This is a genomic window from Sedimentimonas flavescens, from assembly GCF_019264375.1.
Taxonomy (GTDB): domain Bacteria; phylum Pseudomonadota; class Alphaproteobacteria; order Rhodobacterales; family Rhodobacteraceae; genus Rhodobacter; species Rhodobacter flavescens.
Genome location: NZ_JAHVAI010000012.1, coordinates 37,168 through 58,877 on the forward strand (window position 1 = coordinate 37,168; position 21,710 = coordinate 58,877).

14 protein-coding genes and 1 tRNA gene are annotated in these 21,710 nt (G+C 66.4%); 11 read left to right on the forward strand and 4 right to left on the reverse strand.

Annotated elements, in window-relative coordinates; genetic code table 11:
• Positions 1-10: 10 nt before the first annotated feature.
• The gene (locus KTQ37_RS12280; RefSeq protein ID WP_218630816.1) at positions 11-1,075 is read left to right on the forward strand and encodes an AbrB family transcriptional regulator; all 1,065 of its coding nucleotides are present in this window, start codon (positions 11-13) and stop codon (positions 1,073-1,075) included.
• Between the two features lie 62 nt (positions 1,076-1,137).
• Here the strand turns inward: KTQ37_RS12280 and dnaE are convergent, their stop codons facing one another.
• Positions 1,138-4,641, reverse strand: coding sequence for a DNA polymerase III subunit alpha (gene dnaE / locus KTQ37_RS12285; RefSeq protein WP_218630817.1), 3,504 nt, complete (start codon positions 4,639-4,641; stop codon positions 1,138-1,140).
• A 209-nt stretch (positions 4,642-4,850) separates the two neighbouring features.
• Between dnaE and KTQ37_RS12290 the strand changes: the two genes are divergently transcribed.
• The 9 genes from KTQ37_RS12290 (at position 4,851) to KTQ37_RS12330 (ending at position 17,415) form a co-directional block, all read left to right on the forward strand.
• Positions 4,851-6,209 carry a xanthine dehydrogenase small subunit gene (locus tag KTQ37_RS12290; RefSeq protein WP_218630818.1) on the forward strand — a complete coding sequence of 453 codons (1,359 nt, stop codon included), beginning with the start codon at positions 4,851-4,853 and terminating at the stop codon, positions 6,207-6,209.
• Positions 6,206-8,482, forward strand: coding sequence for a xanthine dehydrogenase molybdopterin binding subunit (xdhB, locus tag KTQ37_RS12295; RefSeq protein ID WP_218630819.1), 2,277 nt, complete (start codon positions 6,206-6,208; stop codon positions 8,480-8,482). The genes KTQ37_RS12290 and xdhB overlap by 4 nt, the downstream gene beginning before the upstream one ends.
• Complete coding sequence (xdhC, locus tag KTQ37_RS12300; protein WP_218630820.1) at positions 8,479-9,420, forward strand: xanthine dehydrogenase accessory protein XdhC; 942 nt, start codon at positions 8,479-8,481, stop codon at positions 9,418-9,420. Before xdhB ends, xdhC begins: the two co-directional genes overlap by 4 nt.
• Positions 9,417-10,937, forward strand: a complete 1,521-nt coding sequence (locus KTQ37_RS12305) for an ABC transporter ATP-binding protein (protein ID WP_218630821.1) — start codon at positions 9,417-9,419, stop codon at positions 10,935-10,937. The genes xdhC and KTQ37_RS12305 overlap by 4 nt, the downstream gene beginning before the upstream one ends.
• On the forward strand, positions 10,934-12,013 hold the full coding sequence (locus tag KTQ37_RS12310; protein WP_218630822.1) for an ABC transporter permease: 1,080 nt from the start codon (positions 10,934-10,936) through the stop codon (positions 12,011-12,013). Before KTQ37_RS12305 ends, KTQ37_RS12310 begins: the two co-directional genes overlap by 4 nt.
• Complete coding sequence (locus KTQ37_RS12315; protein ID WP_218630823.1) at positions 12,010-12,942, forward strand: ABC transporter permease; 933 nt, start codon at positions 12,010-12,012, stop codon at positions 12,940-12,942. Before KTQ37_RS12310 ends, KTQ37_RS12315 begins: the two co-directional genes overlap by 4 nt.
• 45 nt (positions 12,943-12,987) lie before the next feature.
• Positions 12,988-14,067, forward strand: coding sequence for a BMP family ABC transporter substrate-binding protein (locus tag KTQ37_RS12320; protein WP_218630824.1), 1,080 nt, complete (start codon positions 12,988-12,990; stop codon positions 14,065-14,067).
• A 151-nt stretch (positions 14,068-14,218) separates the two neighbouring features.
• On the forward strand, positions 14,219-15,961 hold the full coding sequence (locus KTQ37_RS12325; protein ID WP_218630825.1) for an OmpA family protein: 1,743 nt from the start codon (positions 14,219-14,221) through the stop codon (positions 15,959-15,961).
• Positions 15,962-16,131: 170 nt separating this feature from the next.
• Positions 16,132-17,415, forward strand: a complete 1,284-nt coding sequence (locus tag KTQ37_RS12330) for an NAD(P)/FAD-dependent oxidoreductase (protein WP_218630826.1) — start codon at positions 16,132-16,134, stop codon at positions 17,413-17,415.
• Between the two features lie 237 nt (positions 17,416-17,652).
• On the opposite strand, the gene KTQ37_RS12335 is transcribed toward KTQ37_RS12330, so the two are convergent.
• Positions 17,653-17,729, reverse strand: a tRNA-Met gene (locus KTQ37_RS12335).
• A 136-nt stretch (positions 17,730-17,865) separates the two neighbouring features.
• Between KTQ37_RS12335 and selD the strand changes: the two genes are divergently transcribed.
• On the forward strand, positions 17,866-20,031 hold the full coding sequence (gene selD / locus KTQ37_RS12340; RefSeq protein WP_218630827.1) for a selenide, water dikinase SelD: 2,166 nt from the start codon (positions 17,866-17,868) through the stop codon (positions 20,029-20,031).
• On the opposite strand, the gene mnmH is transcribed toward selD, so the two are convergent.
• Both mnmH and KTQ37_RS12350 read right to left on the reverse strand, forming a co-directional pair.
• A complete protein-coding gene (gene mnmH, locus KTQ37_RS12345) occupies positions 20,021-21,067 on the reverse strand; it encodes a tRNA 2-selenouridine(34) synthase MnmH (protein WP_218630828.1) in 1,047 nt (348 codons plus the stop codon). The two genes, selD and mnmH, sit on opposite strands and share 11 nt — an antisense overlap.
• Positions 21,067-21,660, reverse strand: coding sequence for a L,D-transpeptidase (locus KTQ37_RS12350; protein WP_218630829.1), 594 nt, complete (start codon positions 21,658-21,660; stop codon positions 21,067-21,069). Before KTQ37_RS12350 ends, mnmH begins: the two co-directional genes overlap by 1 nt.
• Between the last annotated feature and the right edge of the window lie 50 nt (positions 21,661-21,710).

Sequence of the window (21,710 nt, forward strand, 5' to 3'; positions counted from 1 at the left end):
CCCGGCGGACATGCGCTTCATCTCTGAACAGATCCACCTGCCCACGCTTGGGCTGACGCTAGCCCTCGGGCTGGCGGGCGGGCTGATCGGCCAGGCGATCCACCTGCCGCTGCCGATGCTGCTTGGCCCGCTCCTGGCGGTGGCGGCCGCGGCGCTCGGGCGCTGGAAGCCGCTCGGGCATCCGGTGCAGTTCCCGATGATGCTGCGGATGATCTTCATCCCGATCATCGGCGTCGCCATCGGCGGCACCTTCACCCCGGCGATTCTGGACGAAGCGCGCGGCTGGTGGCCCTCGCTCCTCGCCATCGCGGTCTTCATTCCCGTGGCGCATATCATCAGCTTCCGCGCCGTACGCGCAACGGGCCAGATCGACCCCGTCACCGCGTTCTTTGGCACAGCACCGGGCGGGCTGATCGAAGCGGTGCAGATGGGCGAGGAAATGGGCGGCGATACTGCCATGCTGACGATGCTGCAATTCCTGCGGCTGATCGTAACCATCGTCTGCGTGCCGATCTTCTTCACGGTAATGACCGGCCATGCGGTCGGCTCGGCGGGCGGCGCCACCCTGACCCGCACCGCCATGACGCTGGCCGACCTGCCCTGGCTAATCGGCGCAGGGGGCGTGGGCGGGCTGCTTGGTTGGCACCTCAAACTGCCCGGCGGGATGGTCACGGGCCCGATCCTGGTCTCGGCCATCGTGCATCTGACGGGGCTTGCGCAGGGCAGCCCGCCGAACTGGCTGGTGAATGCCACGCAACTCGTGATCGGTGCCTCGCTCGGGGTGCGCTTCGCGGGCATGCCGCTCGGCCGATTCTGGCTTGCGATCCGGCTTGCGGGGCTTTCCACCGCGCTGTCGATCACGCTCGCAATCATCTGCGCCTTCAGCCTCGCGGGCTTCGTCGGCGAACCCCCGGCCGCGGTCTTCCTGGCCTTCGCCCCCGGCGGACTGACCGAGATGTCGCTGATCGCGCTCTCACTGCAAATGAGCATCGTCTATGTCACCGCCCACCACGCCGCGCGCATCCTGCTTGCCGTGGCGGTCGCGCGGCTTCTGGCGGGCAAACTCGCCCGCTGACCCTTCAATGTGGAAAAAATATCCCGGGGGGCCGAGGCAAGGCCTCGGCGGGGCAGAGCCCCTTACACCTCTTCGACCATCGCAACGCCCCGCAGCGCGCGGATCGCGCCCTTCACCTGCGGATTGACCGGGAAATCGCGCCCGGCGCTCAGCATGTAGCGGCAGCCGCGCTCGGAGTCGAAGACGGTAAAGCTGATCGGGCCGCGCCCGCGCACCTTGCCCTCGGCCTCGACCCGCTCAAGCAGCGATGCAATCGAGGCCACCGCCTCGGCCGTGTCGAGATGGATCATCAGCCCCGCGCCGCCCGCATCCGCCGTCACGGTATCGACCGCCGTCGCGGTCTGCGCCAGCATCCGCACGCTTTCGCCCTCAACCTCAACCTTGACGCTCAGCACGACCAACCGACCGGGCTCAAGCACCCCGCGCGCGGCCTCCAGCGCGTCAGAGAAGAACGTGGCCTCGTAGGGCCCCGACACATCTGACAGCGCGACAAAGGCGAAACGGTTCCCCTTGGCCGATTTCTTTTCACGGACCGAGGCGACCTCGCCCGCGATCTTGGCGAAGAACGGGCCGTTCACCGCCTTGGCCTGCACCTCTTCCAGCGTCATGATCTTCTTGCGCTTGAGCGCGGGCATGTAATCCTCAAGCGGATGGCCCGAGAGGTAGAAGCCGATGGCCTTGTGCTCTTCGGCCAGACGCTCGCCGGGCAGCCAATCGTCGGTGTCGGCCAGACGCGGCGGCGGCAGATCGTCCCCGGCCTCGCCGAACAGCGACACCTGCGCCGAGCCCTTGGCTTCGGCCACCGCCGCCGACCATTGCACGAGGCTGTCGAGACTGCTGAACACCCGCTTGCGGTTCGGATCGAGCTGATCGAAAGCCCCGGCCCGCGCCAGCATCTCCAAGGGGCGCTTGCCGACCCGTTTCATATCCACACGGCGGGCAAAATCGCTCAGGTCGCGGAAGGGGCGTTCGCCCCGCGCCTCGACGATCAGCTGCATCGCTTCGACACCCACGTTCTTGAGCGCGCCCAAGGCATAGACCAGCTTTTGATCCACCACGTCGAAGGTCGCGAGCGAGCGGTTCACGCAGGGCGGCACGATCTCGGCGGCCAGTTCCTTCTTCACCTCCTGCGCGTAGATCGCGAGCTTGTCGGTCAGGTGAATATCGCAGTTCATCACCCCGCCCATGAACTCCACAGGGTGGTTCGCCTTCAGCCAGGCGGTGTAATAGGACACCACCGCATAGGCCGCCGCGTGCGATTTGTTGAAGCCATAGTTGGCGAACTTCTCGAGCAGGTCGAAGACCTCACCGGCCTTCTTCTCATCGACATTGTGGGTCTTCTTGGCGCCCTCGACGAACTTGGGGCGCTCTTTCGCCATCTCTTCGGCGATCTTCTTACCCATCGCGCGGCGCAGCAGGTCGGCGCCGCCAAGCGTATAGCCCGCCATGACCTGCGCGATCTGCATCACCTGTTCCTGATAGACGATGATGCCCTGCGTCTCGGCCAGGATCGGGTCGATCGTGGGGTGCAGTGAGGTCAGCGGCTTCAGCCCGTGCTTGACCTCGCAATAGGTAGGGATGTTCTCCATCGGTCCGGGACGATAGAGCGCCACAAGCGCGACGATATCTTCGATACAGGTGGGCTTCATCTGGCGCAGGGCCGATTTCATGCCCTCGGATTCCACCTGGAACACCGCGACCGTGCGCGCATCGGCGTAAAGCCGGTAGGTCTTCTCGTCATCCAGCGGGATGGCGTTGATCAGGTTCGCGGCGCCCTCGGCGGGCTCGTAAAGCCGGTTGCCCGCCGGATCGACATGCAGCGGGCGGCCCGATTTGAAGATCAGGTTCATCGCCGACTGGATCACCGTCAGCGTCTTGAGGCCGAGGAAGTCGAACTTCACCAAACCCGCCTGCTCGACCCATTTCATGTTGAACTGGGTCGCGGGCATGTCCGAGCGCGGGTCCTGGTAGAGCGGCACCAGCGCATCGAGCGGCCTGTCCCCGATCACCACGCCCGCCGCGTGGGTCGAGGCGTTGCGCAACAGGCCCTCGACCTGCTGCGCGTAATCCAGAAGGCGCTTGACCACCTCTTCGTTGCGCGCAGCCTCACGCAGGCGCGGCTCGTCGGCCAGCGCCTTCTCGATGCTAACGGGCTTGACCCCCTCGACCGGGATCATCTTCGAGAGCTTGTCCACCTGCCCGTAGGACATCTGCAACACGCGCCCCACGTCGCGCACCGCCGCCTTGGACAGAAGCGCGCCGAAGGTGATGATCTGCCCCACCTTGTCGCGGCCATACCGGTCCTGCACGTAGCGGATCACCTCTTCGCGGCGATCCATGCAGAAGTCGATGTCGAAGTCCGGCATCGAGACGCGTTCGGGGTTCAGGAAGCGTTCGAACAGAAGCGAATAGCGCAGTGGGTCAAGGTCGGTGATGGTCAACGCATAGGCCACCAGCGAGCCTGCCCCCGAGCCCCGCCCCGGCCCGACCGGAATGTCGTGATCCTTGGCCCATTTGATGAAGTCGGCAACGATCAGGAAGTAGCCGGGGAAACCCATCCCCTCGATGATGCCCAATTCGAACTCCAGCCGCGCCTCGTATTCCGCGACCGGGACGGCATGGGGGATCACCTCAAGACGCGCGCGGAGCCCGTCCCAGGCCTGGCGGCGCAACTCCTCGACCTCGTCATCGGCGAAACGCGGCAGGATCGGCTTGCGCTTGTAAGCGGCAAAGGCGCAGCGGCGGGCGATCTCGACCGTGTTTTCAAGCGCCTCGGGCAAGTCCGCGAAAAGCGCGCACATCTCGGCTTCGGATTTGAAATAGTGCTGCGGGGTCAGGCGGCGGCGTGGCTCGATCTGATCGACATAGGCGCCCTCGGCGATGCAGATCAGGGCATCATGTGCCTCGAACATCTCGGCCTTGGGGAAATAGACATCGTTGGTGGCGACCAGCGGCAGGCCGAGGTCATAGGCCATCTCGACAAAGGGGCGCTCGGTCGCGCGCTCGCCCTCGGTCAGGCGGCCGCCCTCGCCGGGGTGGCGCTGCAATTCGACGTAAAGACGGTTGGGGTAGGTCGCGGCCAGACGCTCCATCAGCAGACGCGCCTTTCCCGCCTGCCCGGCCTGAATGAGCTTGCCCACCGGCCCCTCGGCCCCGCCGGTCAGGCAAATCAGCCCCTCGGAATGTGCAGCCAGTTCATCGAGCATGACCTGCGGCAACTGCCCGCCCTTATCCACGTAAAGGCAGGAGCTGAGCTTCATCAGGTTCTCATAACCCGCCTCGGACTGCGCCAGCAGAACCAGCGGCGCGGGCATCCGCGGCTTTTCACCGGGCTGCGCAGGGTCATATGCGATCGAGACCTGGCAGCCCACGATCGGCTGCAACCCCGCCCCCTGCGCCAGCACCGAAAACTCAAGCGCCGCGAACATCGCATTCGAGTCGGTGACGGCGACCGCTGGCATCTTGGCCGCATCGCACATCTTGATCAGCTTCTTGACGGGTACGGCCCCCTCAAGCAGCGAATATTCGGTGTGAACGCGCAGGTGGATGAATCGAGGTGCGGACATGCCAAACTCATAGCGCGGCAAAAGGTGGTCACGCCAGCCCAATGCGCCCCGGCCACTGCCCATTACTTGATCATCGGATCAAAATGCGCGCAGCGGGTTGCGCCAAAACACTTGCCACAACGCCAACCTTGGGTTTTGCTGATCAATGCCCCGCTCTACGCCGCATCGAGCGGGGGAACGCGCAATATGGTAACGCGGCGGATAAACGCATGGATATCTCGTTTCTTCTGAACGGAGAAACCCGGACCGCGCGGATCACGGACCCGACGCAGAGCGTTCTGGACTGGCTGCGGGCGCAAGGCCTGACCGGCACCAAGGAGGGCTGCAACGAGGGCGACTGCGGCGCCTGCACCGTGATCGTCACCGACGCGGGCGGTGTGCGCGCGCTCAATGCCTGCCTGATGATGATGCCCCAGCTGGCCGGCAAGGCGCTGCGCACGATCGAGGGCATCGCCGCGCCCGAGGGCGCGCTGCACCCGGTGCAAAGCGCGATGATCGAGCATCACGGCTCGCAATGCGGGTTCTGCACGCCGGGAATCGTCGCCTCTCTGGCGGCGGCGCATTGCAACGGGCGCACCGACCATGACGATATTCTGGCGGGCAACCTGTGCCGCTGCACGGGCTATGCGCCGATCATTCGCGCCGCTGTTGCCGCGCAGGACGCCCCCGTGCCCGACTGGATGCACGACGTGCCGCCCGCCGTCGATCTGCCCGGCGCCGTCCTGCCGCAAAGCGCCGATGACCTTGCCGCCTGGTATATGGCCAATCCCGATGCCACGCTGATCGCCGGGGCGACCGATGTCGGGCTCTGGGTGACCAAGCAATTGCGCAGCCTGCCCAAGGTCGCCTTCCTCGGCCATTGCACCGATCTGCAAGAGATCACCGAGACCGAGGCTGGCTATCGCATCGGCGCAGGCGCAAGCATCGCCGCCCTGCGGACCTGGGCCGAGGGGCCGCACCCCGCGCTGGCCGCCCTGTTGCGCCGCTTCGCCTCCGAGCAGGTGCGCCAAGCAGCCACCATCGGCGGCAATATCGCCAACGGCTCGCCCATCGGCGATGCCCCGCCCGCGCTGATCGCCGTGGGCGCGACACTGACCCTGCGGCGCGGGGATACACGGCGCGAGATCGCGCTGGAGGATTTCTTCCTCGACTACCGCAAACAAGATCGCCAGCCGGGTGAGTTCGTCGAGGCCGTCACACTGCCCAAGAGTGCCCCGGATCTGGCCTGCTACAAACTCTCAAAAAGGTTTGATCAGGATATTTCTGCGGTCTGTGGCTGCTTCAACGTCACAAAAAATGGTTCGAAAATTGAAAGTGCCCGTGTGGCCTTTGGCGGCATGGCGGGCATCCCGAAACGGGCAGCGGGCTTTGAGGCCGCTCTGCTCGGCCAGCCCTTCACCGAAGAGACGATCCTTGCCGCCCTACCCGCGCTTGATGCGGATTTCGCACCGCTCAGCGACATGCGCGCGTCCGCCGCCTACCGGCGCGAGGCCGCCCGCGCCATGGCCCTGCGCTACCTGCGCGAGGCCTCGGGCGAGGCAACCTCGGTACTGGAGGTCTCGGCATGAGCGCCTCGCAGCCCCACGATTCCGCCCGCCTGCATGTCACCGGCCAAGCGCGCTACCTTGATGACATGCCGACGCCCGAGGGCACGCTGCATCTGGCCTTTGGCCTGTCGACCGAGGCCAGTGCCACGATCGACGCGCTCGATCTGGACCCGGTGCGGCAAAGCCCCGGCGTGCTGCATGTGCTCTGCGCGTCCGATCTGCCCTTCGCCAACGATGCCTCGCCCGCGCCGCAGCCCGAACCCGTGCTGGCCGAGGGCGAGGTGCATTACATCGGCCAGCCGATCTTTCTGGTGATCGCCACCTCGCATCGCGCGGCCCGCATCGCGGCGCGCAAGGCGCGCGTCAGCTATACCCCCCGCCCCGCGATCCTGACCCTTGACGAGGCACTCGCCACCGGCAGCCGCTTTGAGAACGGCCCCGTCATCTGGGCGCGCGGCGACGCCGAAACCGCCCTCGCCCAAGCCACCCATATCGCCGAGGGCACCCTTGAGGTCGGCGGGCAAGAGCATTTCTACCTTGAGGGCCAGGCCGCGCTTGCCCTGCCCGCCGATGAGGGCATGGTCATCCATTGCTCAAGCCAGCATCCGACCGAGATCCAGCACAAGGTCGCCGAGGCGCTTGGCCTGCACATGCACGATGTCCGCGTCGAGATGCGGCGCATGGGCGGCGGCTTCGGCGGCAAGGAAAGCCAGGGCAGCCACCTCGCCATCGCCTGTGCGGTGGCCGCGCGACTGACCGGACGGCCCTGCAAGATGCGCTACGACCGCGACGACGACATGGTCATCACCGGCAAGCGCCACGACTTCCGAATCCACTACCGGATCGGCGCCGACGCCGAGGGCCGCGTGCTCGGTGCCGATTTCGTGCAACTGGGCCGTTGCGGCTGGTCGCCCGATCTCAGCCTGCCGGTCTGCGATCGCGCCATGCTGCATTCGGACAACGCCTATTTCATTCCCGCGCTGCGGGTCGAAAGCCACCGGCTGCGCACCAACACCCAGTCCAACACCGCCTTTCGCGGCTTTGGCGGCCCGCAGGGGATCCTAGGGGTCGAGCGCGCAATGGAGCATCTGGCGCAGGTCAGCGGGCTTGATCCGCTCGAGTTGCGCCGACGTAACCTCTACCGCGCCGAGGCACCGTTCCAGAGCACCCATTACGGCCAGCCGGTTGAGGATTGCATCCTGCCCGAACTGATGGCCGAGTTGGAGAAATCCGCCGATTACACCGCAAGACGCGCGGAGATCGACGCCTGGAACAGCAATAATCGAACCATCAAGCGCGGACTTGCGCTAAGCCCGGTCAAGTTCGGGATCTCGTTCACGCTGACCCACCTGAACCAGGCGGGGGCGCTGGTCCACCTCTATTCGGACGGCTCGATCAGCATCAACCACGGCGGCACCGAGATGGGCCAGGGCCTGCATCAAAAATGCTGTCAGGTCGCCGCACGGGACTTTGGCGTAGAGGCCGGACGGGTCCGCATCACCGCAACCGACACATCGAAAGTGCCCAACACCTCGGCCACGGCGGCATCGTCGGGCGCGGATATGAACGGCATGGCGGTCAAGGCCGCCTGCGAGACGATCCGGGCGCGGCTTACCGATTTTCTTGCCGCGCGCGAGGGTTGCTCTGCCTCCGAGATCACCTTTGAAGCGGGCGAGGTGCGCGCGGGCACCCGCAGCTTTGCCTTCGAGCAGATCGCCAAAGAGGCCTATCTGGCCCGCGTCAGCCTGTCCTCGACCGGGTTCTACGCGACGCCCAGGATCAGTTGGGATCGCGTCAAGGGACAGGGGCGGCCGTTCTTCTACTTCGCCTATGGCGCGGCGGTGACCGAGGTCGCCATCGACACGCTGACCGGCGAGAACCGCATCCTGCGCTGCGACATCGTGCATGATGCAGGGGCCTCGCTGAACCCCGCGCTCGACATCGGCCAGATCGAAGGTGCCTATGTGCAGGGCGCGGGCTGGCTGACGACCGAGGAACTGGTCTGGAATGACAGTGGCGCGCTCACGACCCATGCGCCCTCGACCTACAAGATCCCGGCCTGCTCTGACCGGCCGCGCATCTTCAATGTGCGCCTCTGGGACGCGCCGAACCGCGAAGAAACAATCTTCCGCTCGAAAGCCGTGGGCGAGCCGCCTTTCATGCACGGGATCTCGGCCTTCCTGGCGCTGAACGATGCCTGCGCGGCCTGCGGGCCGCATTGGCCCGACCTACGCGCCCCCGCAACACCCGAGGCCGTGCTGGCCGCCGTTCACCGCGCGCGGGGTGATGCATGAGCCTTGACCCCGCATATCTGGCGCGCGCCGCCGCGCAAGGCCCCTTCGTGCGGGTGCTGGTGGCCGCCGTTCAGGGCTCGACCCCGCGCGAAGCCGGGGCCGAGATGCTGGTCTGGCCTGACCGGATCGAGGGCACGATCGGCGGCGGGCAGCTGGAGTTCGAGGCCATCGCCCGCGCCCGCACCAACCCGGTTACGCGGCTTGAGCGCATCCCGCTTGGCCCCGCGATGGGGCAGTGCTGTGGCGGCGCGGTTACTCTGACTTATGAACCAATGGATGCCGCCAGCATCGCGCGGATCGACGGCACCCATCACGCACGCCCGTTAGGCAGCGCATCCGAAATGCCACTGGCCGTGCGCCGGACCCTTGCGCGGGCCCGCGACCGGGGCGAAATCCCGCCCCTGCTGATCGAGAACTGGCTGATCGAGCCGGTCGCCCCCGCGCGCCAATCGCTCTGGGTCTGGGGGGCGGGGCATGTCGGGCGCGCTGTCGTCGGCACCCTCGCCCCGCTGCCGGATCTGGCACTGAGCTGGCTTGATATCGGGGCCGACCGCTTTCCCGCCCTGCCCCATGGCGTCACCCCGATGATCGCGGAAAACCCCGCGCATCTGGTCACTCTGGCACCGCATGACGCCCATCACCTGATCCTGACCTATTCGCATGCGCTCGACCTAGAGCTGTGCCACCGCCTGCTCGACCACGGCTTTGCCAGTTGCGGGCTGATCGGCTCGGCCACGAAATGGGCGCGCTTTCGCAAACGTCTGAGCTTGCTGGGACATTCCGACGCACAGATTTCGCGCATTGCCTGTCCGATAGGCGATCCGACTTTGGGGAAACACCCGCAAGCCATTGCGATTGGGGTCGGGGCCGCGCTACTCAGGGAGTTGAGCGCCACCAGAGCCCGAAGGGCCAGCCAGAAGAAGGATCGCGCCGGGTGACAGGGGACAAACTGCTTCAGATCGAGGGGCTGACCAAGGCCTATCCCGGCGTTGTCGCCAATGATGGCGTCGGCTTTTCCGTCGCGCCGGGCGAGGTGCACGCGCTTCTGGGCGAGAATGGCGCGGGCAAATCGACGCTGGTCAAGATGATCTACGGCCTCGTCAAACCCGACGCGGGCACGATGCGCCTGATGGGCAAGCCCTACACCCCGGCCGAGCCGCGCGCCGCGCGGGCCTCGGGCGTGGCGATGGTGTTCCAGCATTTCTCGCTGTTCGAGGCGCTGAACGTGGCCGAGAACGTCGCGCTTGGCATGGAGAACCCGCCGCCTATGGGCGATTTGGCCAAGCGCATCCGCGAGATCTCCAACGCCTATGGCCTGCCGCTCGACCCAGAGCGCCTTGTGGGTGATCTGTCGGCGGGCGAGCGTCAGCGGGTCGAGATTATCCGCTGCCTGCTGCAGGACCCCAAGCTGTTGATCATGGACGAGCCGACCTCGGTCCTGACCCCGCAGGAGGTTGGCATCCTGTTCCACACCCTGCGCAAACTGTCTTCGGAAGGGACCGCGATCCTGTATATCAGCCACAAGCTCGAAGAGATCCGCAGCCTGTGCGACGGCGCGACCATCCTGCGCGGCGGCAAGGTTGTCGCCACCTGCACCCCGCGCGACAAGACCGCGCGCGAGCTGGCCGAGATGATGGTGGGCGGCGAATTCAAGGCAACCGACCGTGCGCAGCGCACGCTTGGGCACACGATTTTCGAGGTGAAAGATCTCGACCTCGCGCCGATGTCGCAATTCGGCCCTGCGCTGAAGAAAGTGACGCTGAGCCTGCGCGCAGGCGAGGTTTTGGGCGTGGGCGGCGTGGCCGGAAATGGCCAGGAGGAGCTGCTGGCGACCCTGTCGGGCGAGCGTGTCTCGGCCCCCGGAACGGTCTTGTTGCACGGGCAGGATATCTCGGGCCTCGGGCCGAATGACCGTCGTCGCCTGGGCCTGCAGGGCGCCCCCGAAGAGCGCCTTGGCCATGCTGCAGTCCCGGCGATGAGCCTTACCGACAACGCCCTGCTGACCGGCACCGTGCGCCGCCCGCTGACCAACAGGGGCTTTCTGGATATGAAGGCCGCGCGGCTCTTCGCCGAAGAGATCATCAAGAATTTCGACGTGCGCACCCCCGGCCCGCATGTGGCCGCGCGCGCGCTTTCGGGCGGGAACCTGCAAAAATTCGTCATAGGCCGCGAAGTGCTGCAATACCCCGAGGTGCTGATCGTGAACCAGCCGACCTGGGGCGTGGATGCCGCCGCGGCGGCCTCCATCCGGCAGGCGCTGCTGGATCTGGCCAGCAAGGGCGCGGCGGTCATCGTGATCAGCCAGGACCTCGATGAGCTGATGGAAATCGCCGACCGGTTCTGCGCGCTGAACGAAGGGCGCCTGAGCGCGCCGCGCGACACCGAAGGGCTGACGCTGGACGAGATCGGGCTGATGCTGGGCGGCGCCCACGGGATGCAGGAGGCCGCGCTATGATCACCCTTGTCAAACGGCCCACGCCCTCGCGCGGCTGGTCCTACACCACGCCGCTCCTTGCCGTTTTGGCCACGATGATCGTCGGCGGGCTGATGTTCGCAGCCCTCGGCAAGGACCCCGCGCAGGCGATCCGCATGATCTTCTGGGATCCGCTGTTCGGCCCGAACGCGGCCTATTTCCGGGGCCAGTTGCTGGTCAAGGCGGGGCCTCTGATCCTGATCGCCTCGGGTCTGGCGGTAGGCTTTCGCGCGGGTATCTGGAACATCGGCGCCGAGGGGCAGTATATCATCGGCGCGATCTGCGGCGCCTCGGTCGCGCTGGCGGCCTACCCGGCGGAATCGCACCTGCTGTTCCCGGCGATGATCGTGGCGGGCGCGCTTGGCGGCTGGCTGTGGGGGATGATCCCGGCGGTGCTGAAGGTCGTGTTCAACACCTCCGAGATCCTCGTCTCGCTGATGCTGGTCTATGTGGCGCAGAACCTTCTGGCCTATGCGGCCTTCGGCCCGTTGAAGAACCCGCAGGGCTTTGGCTTTCCCGGCTCGCGCAACCTTCAGCAATACCCCTCCGCGCATAACCCCGAACTGTTCGCAGGCACCGGCGCGCATTGGGGCGTGCTGGCAGCGCTGATCGCGGTGATCGGAGCCTATATCCTGATGCACCGCCATATCGCGGGCTTCCGCATCCGCGTCGCGGGTGAGGCTCCGCGCGCCGCGCGCTTTGCCGGCGTCGTGCCCGCGCGGCTGGTGATGTTCTGCCTTGGGCTTTCCGGCGCGCTCGCGGGTCTGGCGGGGCTATTTGAGGTGTCCGGGCCAAGCGGCCAGATCACCGACGGGTTCAACGCGGGCTACGGCTTTACCGCGATCATCGTGGCCTTCCTTGGGCGCCTGCACCCGCTCGGCATCCTGCTCGCGGGCCTCTTGATGGCACTGACCTATATCGGCGGCGACATGGCGCAGATGATGCTTGGCCTGCCCGGCGCGGCGATCCAGGTCTTCCAGGGGATGCTGCTGTTTTTCCTCTTGGGCTTTGATGTGCTGACCAACTACCGTATCCGCATCGGGAGGGCCCGCGCATGACCCTGGGTGGTATCGACATCATCGTTCTGACCGCCACACTGATGGCGGCCTCGACCCCGGTCCTGCTGGCCGCGACGGGTGAGCTGATCGCCGAGAAGGCGGGCGTGCTCAACCTCGGCGTCGAGGGCATGATGATCATGGGCGCGATGGCGGGTTTCGCCGTGGCCGTTACTACCGGCAGCCCGGTCGCGGGTTTCCTGGCCGGGGCGGTGGCCGGGGCGCTGATGGCGCTGCTGTTTGCCATCCTCACGCAGGTGCTGCTGTCGAACCAGACGGCAACCGGTCTTGCGCTGACGCTGTTTGGGTTGGGTCTCTCGGCGCTCTTCGGCAAGGGGTATGAGGGCGTGCGCCCGCCCTCGACCGGCAAGGTGCCCTTCGGCCCGCTCGCCGAGATTCCGGTGATCGGGCCGGTTCTCTTCTCGCACGACTGGGTGGTCTATGCCTCGTTGATCCTTGTCGCCGTGACCTGGGCCTTTTTGCGCTTTACCCGCGCCGGGTTGATCCTGCGCGCGGTGGGCGAAAGCCACGATGCCGCCCATGCGCTCGGCTACCGCGTCATCGCGGTGCGCGTCGCGGCGCTCGCCTTTGGCGGCGCGCTTGCGGGCCTTGGCGGCGCTTACCTCAGCCTTGTGCGCGTGCCGCAATGGACCGAGGGCATGACCGCCGGCGCCGGCTGGATCGCGCTGGCCATCGTCGTTTTCGCCAGCTGGCGGGCCGAGCGCGTGCTGATCGGCGCCTATCTCTTCGGCGGGATCACCGCCTTGCAGTTGCAACTGCAAGCGGCCGGTTACGCCATTCCAGTGCACCTGCTGTCGATGGCGCCTTACGTCATCACCATCGTCGTGCTGGTCATCTTGTCCGCCATTCACCGCCGCGGGGCGCAGGCCGCGCCTGCCGACCTCGGGCGGTCGTTCCATGCCTCGGCCTGAGGCGTCAATCAGGGGCCGCGAGCCCACAACCAACGGGGAGTTCCCATGAACCGCAGATCCTTTCTGACCACCACCGCTACCCTCGCTCTGGCCGCGACCAGCCTTCCGGCCCTGGCCGAAGAGCAGCTGAAAGTCGGCTTTATCTATGTCGGCCCGGTGGGCGACATGGGCTGGTCCTACCAGCACGATCAGGGTCGCCAGGCAATCGAGGCGGAATACGGCGACAAGGTTGCCACCACCTTCATCGAGTCGGTCCCCGAGGGCCCGGACGCCGAGCGCGTGCTGACCCAGCTGGCGCTGGAAGGCAACAAGCTGATCTTCGCGACCTCGTTTGGTTACATGGACGCGGTGATGAACGTCGCCGCCAAGTTCCCCGATGTGAAGTTCGAGCACGCGACCGGCTACAAGACCGCCGACAACGTCGCCGTCTATGACGCCAAGTTCTTCCAGGGCCGCGCCATCCAGGGCACCATCGCGGGCCGCATGACCAAGTCGAACAAGATCGGCTACATCGCCTCGTTCCCGATCCCGGAAGTGATCCAGGGCATCAACTCGGCCTATCTGCACGCCAAGAAGGTCAACCCCGACGCCGAGATGAAGGTCGTCTGGGCCTACACCTGGTTCGACCCGGCCAAGGAAGCCGACGCTGCCGCCGCCCTGATCGCCGAGGGCGTGGACGTCGTGATGCAGCACACCGACTCGACCGCGCCGCAAGCCAAGGCACAGGAGGCGGGCAACGTCATCACCTTCGGTCAGGCCTCGGACATGTCGGCCTTCGCGCCGATGCCCCGCGTGACCTCGACGATCGACAACTGGGCGCCCTATTACGTGCAGCGCGTCGGCGCGATGCTTGACGGCACCTGGGCGTCGGGCGCGACCTGGGGCGGTATCGACACCGGCATGGTCGAGATCGGCGAGATCTCGAGCGCGGTTCCCGAAGAGGTGAAAGCCGAGGCGATGGCGCTCAAGGATGCGATCGCTGCGGGCACCTATCATCCGTTCACCGGCCCGCTGAACAAGCAGGATGGTTCGGCCTGGCTCGCTGAGGGCGAGACGCCGGACGATGGCGCGCTGGCCGGGATGAACTTCTACGTCGAAGGCATCACCGCCGAGCTGCCGAAATAAGCTCGTCGCAGATCGTTTTTCAGGGGGGCGGGCCAGCTGGTCCGCCCTTCACATTTGGAAACGAAAATTTGACCCAAAGTGGAGAACCCTTCCGTGAAGGTCATGCTAGTCTGCCCCGAAGCGCGGACATTGCCGCCAGAAGGGAGACCCGATGAAACGCCTCAGAACCACCACGGCCCTTGTCGCCGGACTGGCCACCCTGACCCCCGCACTCGGCCTGGCGCAAAGCACGCCGGAGCTGGACGCCGCCGTCTGCATCGCCGAGAAGATCGGCGCCGGTGCAAGCGAAGAAGAGGCGCGCACGGCCTGCCTGCCCTCGGACCCCGCCCCGGAGGCTGTCGCCGAAGAGGGCGCACCGGCTGAGGAACCGGCGGCCGACGCTGAACCGGCCGAGGAATCCGCCGCAACCGAACCGGCACCGGAGGCAGAACCCGCCGCCGAAGAACCCGCACCCGAGGCGGTCGTGGAAGAGGCCGCACCGGCCGAGGAACCGGCGGCCGAAGAATCCGTGGCGGCCGAACCCGCTATGGAGGAACCTGCCGCCGAGGAGACCGCGTCCGATCCGACGCCCGAGCCCGAAGCGGCACAGGCCCCGGCCGAAGAGCCAGCGCCTGCTGAAACCGCCGCTGAAGACGCCCCCGCAGCCGAACCCGCGCCTGCGGAAACGGCCGCAGAACCGGCCTCCGAACCCGAGTCCGCCGAGACCGCTGTCGCACCTGAGGCCGAGCGGAGCGATGCCAACACGCTGAAGAAAGCGCTGGCCGCGCAGCTCGAAGCCATGCCTGCCGAGGAGGCGCAGGCCGTCCAACAGCTTGAGGCCGCAATCGAGGCGACCGAAAGCGCCGATACTGGCGCCCCGGTCAGCAACGCCGCGCTTGCAGCCGAGGAGACCGCCCCCGCAGCCGCGGAGGTGATCGAAGAGGTCATCACCGAACAAAGCGCCCGCTCCTCGACCGAGGATTTCACCTCGAAGATCGACACCAAGCCCGAAGCGAAGAAAAAGAAGAAAGACAGCGGCCTGTCGGATGCCGAGAAGCTCGCGATCGTCGGCCTCGGGGCGCTTGCTGTGGGCGCCATCCTGAACAATGGCAGCGAGGTTGCCGTGAACTCGGGTGACCGCGTGGTGGTGCAGAAACCCGATGGCAGCTATCAGGTGATCAAGGACGACAACGCCCTGCTGCGCCAGCCCGGCTCGACCATGCGCACGCAAAGCTTCGCCGATGGCTCGACCCGCACCGTCAGCACCAAGGCAGACGGCACGCAGATCATCACCGTCTATGATGCGCAGCGCCGGATCGTGCAGCGCACCCGGATCGATCCGGACGGCAGCCGCTATATCCTGGTCGATGACTCGGTCGGCGCCGATCCGGTCGAGGTCTCGACCCTGCCGCGCTACAACCTGACCGAAGAGGCCAGCAGCGATGACGCCCTGCGCGCCGCCATCGCGCGCGAAACCGAGATCGACCGCCGCTTTACCTTGGCGCAGGTGCGTCAGATCCCGGCGGTGCGCGCCCTTGCCCCGGCCATCGCGGTGCGCAACATCACCTTCGCGACCGGCTCGGCCGCGATCCGCCCGGAACAGGCGCGCGACCTTGTGGCCCTTGGCGATGCGATCCGCGCCCGGATCGCCGACAATCCGCATGAGATCTTCCTGATCGAGGGGCATACCGACGCGGTCGGCAACGCCGCCTACAACCTCGCCCTGTCGGATCGCCGCGCCGAGTCGCTGGCGCTTGCGCTGACCGAGTATTTCGACGTACCCGCCGAAAACCTCGTGGTGCAGGGTTATGGCGAGCAGTTCCTGAAGGTGGACACCCAGGTCGCCGAGGAGGCCAACCGCCGCACCACCGTGCGCCGGATCACCGACTTGCTGAGGATATCCGCCGCGAACTAAGCGAGGTTCGATAGAAGGGCGCCCGAGGGCGCCCTTTTACGTTCGCCCTATTTTTCTTGGCTCCGCGCCATATTGACCTGAATCATGGTGCTTGGCAGAAACGTTACTCACATTCATAAATACGAATTCAACCCGGAACCGGTATCCGGGCCAACAGGGGGGAACGAAACATGGCACATATAGTGGTGCTCGGCGCGGGTCTTGGCGGCGCCATCATGGCGTATGAGTTGCGCGACACGATACGCAAGGAAGACAAGATCACCGTCATCACCAAGGACCCGAAGTATCATTTCGTACCTTCGAACCCCTGGGTCGCCGTCGGCTGGCGTGATCGCAAGGACATCACCGTGGACCTCGCGCCGACGATGGCGAAGAAGGGGATCGAGTTCATCCCCGTCGCCGCACAAAAGCTCCATCCCGAGGAGAACCGTGTCGAGCTCGCCGATGGCCAGTCGGTTTCCTATGATTATATCGTCATCGCCACCGGCCCCGACCTTGCCTTCGACGAGATCGAGGGCTTCGGCCCCGAAGGCCACACCCAATCCATCTGCCATATCGACCATGCCGAGGCCGCCCGCGTGGCCTTCGACCGTTTCTGCGAGAACCCCGGCCCGATGATCATCGGCGCGGTACAGGGCGCATCGTGCTACGGCCCGGCCTATGAGTTCACCTTCATCCTCGACACCGCGCTGCGCCGCCTGAAAATCCGCGACAAGGTGCCGATGACCTTCATCACCTCCGAGCCCTATGTCGGGCACCTCGGCCTTGATGGCGTGGGTGATACCAAGGGCCTGCTTGAATCGAACATGCGCGACAAGCACATCAAATACATGACCTCGTGCCGCGTGAAGAAGGTCGAAGACGGCAAGATGATCGTCGAGGAAATCGCCGATGACGGCTCGGTCAAGGGCGAGAAGGAAATGCCCTTCGGCTATGCAATGATGCTGCCCGCCTTCCGCGGCATCCCGGCGGTCTCGGGCATCGAGGGCCTGTCGAACCCGCGCGGCTTCACCATCGTGGACAAGTATCAGCGCAACCCGAAGTATCAGAATGTCTTTGCTGTGGGCGTCTGCGTCGCCATCCCGCCGATGGGTCCGACCCCGGTGCCGGTGGGCGTGCCCAAGACCGGCTTCATGATCGAATCGATGGTCACCGCCACCGCCCAGAACATCGGCAACATCGTGCGCGGGATGGAACCCGACAGCGTCGGCACCTGGAATGCAGTCTGCCTTGCCGATTTCGGCGATCAGGGCATCGCCTTCGTCGCGCAGCCGCAGATCCCGCCGCGCAACGTGAACTGGTCGAGCCAGGGCAAGTGGGTCCACTGGGCCAAGGAGGGCTTCGAGCGCTACTTCATGCACAAGCTGCGCAAGGGCACGTCCGAGACCTTCTACGAGAAGTTCGCCATGAAGATTCTGGGCATCGACAAGCTCAAGGAAGTCAAGAAGGGCTGATTTCCCATAGGTGCCGGGCCTTCGGGCCGGGAGCCACTCTGCTGCGGCGGACAAGAGGCGGGTTGAGGCCCGCCTCTATGCGTTTTGTCGACTCGGATTGCCCAACAATCGCGCCTAGGTCAGGGTGCGGGCGAAGCGCGCCCTAAAGACCGGATGAACGGCTCAGACTGAGCTGTTAGGCCGCGCAACGCGAGATGCGGCCCGCGGAGTTATCTGCCTGATTGAGAGGGGAGAAGTTGGTGGCGAGGGGGGGACTCGAACCCCCGACCCCGTGATTATGAGTCACGTGCTCTAACCTGCTGAGCTACCTAGCCACGTTGGCGCGTAGCTAAGCGAAGGCGCGCGAGGCGTCAAGGGCAGAATCAGAGAAAGTCTGCGCCGCACGTGATGAATTGCACATTGGCCTTCGGGCGGCGGCGCGGTAGCTCTGGGGCGACGAAGGAGAGACCGATGCAGCCTGCCCCCCTGCCCCTGACACGCGATATCGTCCTGATCGGCGGCGGGCATGCCCATGCGCTCGTGCTGCGCATGTGGGGGATGAAACCCCTGCCCGGCGCGCGGTTGACGCTGATCAATCCGCTGCCCACGGCGGCCTATTCGGGGATGCTGCCCGGCCATATCGCCGGGCACTATGCGCGCGACTCGCTGCAACTCGATCTGGTGCGGCTGGCGCGCCACGCGGGGGCGCGGTTGATCCTTGGATACGCCGAGGGGATCGACCGCGAGAACCGGCTGATCCATGTGCCGGGGCGCGCGCCGATCACCTATGACATCGCCTCCATCGACACGGGCATCACCGCCGAAATGCCCGATATTCCAGGCTTTTGCGATTACGTGACACCCGCCAAACCGCTCGATGCCTTCGCCGACCGGTGGGAGGCCTTCGCGACCTCCGCCCCGCCCGGGCCGCGCATCGCCGTTGTGGGTGGGGGCGTTGCGGGCGTTGAACTGGCGCTGGCCTTCGCCCACCGCCGCCCCGATGCGCAGGTGAGCGTCTATGAGGCCGCGCCCGAGACACTCACTGCACTTGGGCGCGGTGCTCGGCAACGGCTGCGTGCCCATTGCGCGCGCCATGGTGTGCGGCTGGTCGAGAACGCGCGCCTGACCGAGGCCCGCGCAGATGGCCTGCGGCTGAGCAATGGCGCTTTTGAGCCCACCGATTTCATCCTTGGCACCGGGGCGACCAAACCGGCCGACTGGCTGGCCGCGACCGGGCTTGATCTGCACGAGGGCTTCGTGAGCGTCGGCCCGACGCTGCAAAGCTCGGACCCGGCGATCTTTGCAGCCGGGGATATCGCGCATCTCGCTTGGGCGCCGCGCCCCAAGGCCGGGGTCTATGCGGTGCGCGAGGCGCCGGTGCTGTTTCACAATCTGCGCGCGGCGGTGACCGGGCGCACGATGCGCAGCTACCGGCCGCAGCGCGATTACCTCAAGCTGATCTCGACCGGCAACAAACGCGCGGTGGCGGACAAATGGGGCCTGCCGCTCGATGGCGCGTGGCTCTGGCGTTGGAAGGATCGGATCGACCGGCGCTTCATGGCGATGGTGGCCGATTTGCCCACCATGCCCCCGCCCGTGCTGCCGCCCGAGCGAGCACAGGGGATCGAGGAAGTTCTGGGCGCCAAGCCGCTTTGTGGCGGCTGCGGTGGCAAGCTTGGGGCTGCCGCCTTGCGCGAGGTGCTGGCCGATCTGCCGCCGCCGCAGCGGGGCGATGTGCGGCTTGGCGCGGGTGGCGATGCGGCGGTGCTGGCGCATGGCTCGGGTGTGCAGATGTTCACCACCGATCACGTGCGCGCCTTTAGCGAGGACCCATGGCTGCTTGGCCGCGCGGTCGCTATTCACGCGCTTGGCGATATCTGGGCGGCGGGCGGACAGCCACAGGCGGCGCTGGCGCAGGTCACCCTGCCGCGCATGGCCGAGGGGATGGCCGCGCGCAGCCTGGCCGAGATTCTGGCGGCTGCGGGCGAGGTGCTGCGCGAGGCTGGCGCCGATTTGGTCGGCGGCCACACGAGCCTTGGCGCCGAGGTCATGCTGGGTTTTTCGATCACCGGCCTCGCCGAGCGCCCCGTGGGGCAGGATACCGCGAAGCCCGGCGATGTCTTGATCCTGACCAAGCCGCTCGGGACGGGTGTCATCCTTGCCGCCGAGATGCTCAAGGCCGCACCGGGTGAGATCGTGGCCGGGGCCTGGGCGTCGATGGCCACATCCTCGGCCCGCGCGGCGGCGGTTCTGGCGCCGGTGGCCCATGCGATGACCGATGTGACGGGCTTCGGGCTTGCAGGCCACCTGCTCGGGCTGTGCCGCGCCTCGGGCGTGGGGGCCGAGCTTGCTCTGGCCGACATTCCCCTGCTGCCGGGGGCCGAGGCGCTCTCAGCGGCGGGGCATGGCTCCAGCCTGCTTGCGCAGAATATCGCGGCCTGCGCCGGGGCGATCATCGCGCCGCCCGGGCCGCGCAGCGAACTGCTCTATGATCCGCAGACGGCGGGCGGGCTGCTGGCGGTCGTGCCGCAGGCGCGCGCGCTAGAGGTGATCGAGGCCCTGCGTGAGGCAGGTTACGGCGCTGCGGCCATCGGGCGAGTTGTGGCTGGCGCGCCCCTATTGCGGATCAGCGGCTGATCGCGGCAGCCGCCGCGATCACGCGCGCGGCCACGTTCTCCAGCGCCTCAGGGGCGAGGCTTTCGACGGGCAGCATCGCCTCGGCCTGCGCATGGCGGGCGCGGTGCTTTTCGTAGCGCGGGTCATAATGCAGCGCCATCAACCCCTCGGCCAGCTCGCGATGCGCGCCCTGCCGTGCCAGCGCCTGCCATCGCTCGATCACCTCGGCAGACTGGAACGGCCGCAGCTTGTCGATCAGGGCCAAGAGGCCCGAGTGATCATCCGCGATATCGGCATAGGCCCGCGCGAGGTAGCCTGCGCGCTCGGGCAACGAGGCCGCGATCCTCAGGCGCGGCGCCGCGCACAGCGCCGACCACACGCCCTTGGGCAGCATGATATTCCCGATGCGAGAGCTCTCCGCCTCAACCAGAACGGGCCGCGCCGGGTCCAGCACCGCCAGTTCCATCGCCAGCCGCCCCTCGAAGCCCTTCTGCGCGGGCTGACCGCCCGGCATCGCCCCGAAGATCGAGCCGCGATGGTTTGCCAACCCTTCAAGGTCGAGCACCTGAGCGCCCTGCCTGCGGGCTTCCAGCAAGATCTCGGTCTTGGCTGAGCCGGTATTGCCATCAAGCACGACGAAAGGCGAAACCGGGGTCTGCGTCAGGGCCTCGACGACCAGCCCGCGCCAGGTTTTGTAGCCGCCCTCGACAAGCTCGGCCCGCCAGCCGACCTGCCGCAGGATCGTCGCGAAAGAGCCCGAGCGCTGCCCGCCCCGCCAGCAATAGACCAAGGGCCGCCAGCCGCCCGACATGCCCGAAAGCGGGCCTTGCAGATGCCGCGCGGCATTCTGCGCCACCAGCGCCGCACCGATCTTGCGCGCGTCAAAAGGCGAAACCTGCTTGTAGATCGTACCGACGCGGGCACGTTCCTCATCATCCAGGACCGGCAGGTTGATCGCGCCGGGGATGTGATCCTCGGCGAATTCGGAAGGCGAGCGGACGTCGATGACGGTGTCGAAATCGAGCGCCGCCACCTGCGCCAAAGAGGCAAGTTGCATCAGTAGACCGTTACAGGGGTTCCCACCGCGACCTGATCGAACAGGGCGATGACATGATCGTTGACCATGCGCAGACAGCCGTTCGAAACCGCGTGCCCGATCGACGAGGGCTCGGTCGTGCCATGGATGCGGATCGCCGTATCACGGCCGTTCTGGTAAAGATAGAGCGCCCGCGCGCCGAGCGGGTTCTGCGGGCCGCCCGGCATCCCGTCGGCATATTTCGCGTATTTCTCGGGGCTGCGCTGGATCATCTCGGGGGTGGGTTTCCAGCTCGGCCACTCGACCTTGCGGCCCACCACGGCCTGGCCGCGGAATTTCAGCTCTTCTCGGCCGACGGCCACGCCATAGCGCATCGCCTTGCCCGGGGCGGTGATGTGATAAAGGAAGAATTTGTCCGACACGATGATGATCGAACCCACGGCCAGATCCGGCTTCACGCGCACCTGAGTCGGGTAATACTGCGAGGCAATGGGCCATTTGGGCTGCGCACCGGTCTCGATCTGTGCGCTGACGGTGGATTTGACCACTTCGGCCACGGCCAGGGTGGGCAGGGTCAGCGCGGCGAGGGTGCTCAGAAAGGTGCGGCGATACATCGCGTTCTCCGGTTGCTTGGGGAAAGGCTAGCAAAGGCGCCTTTGGCCCT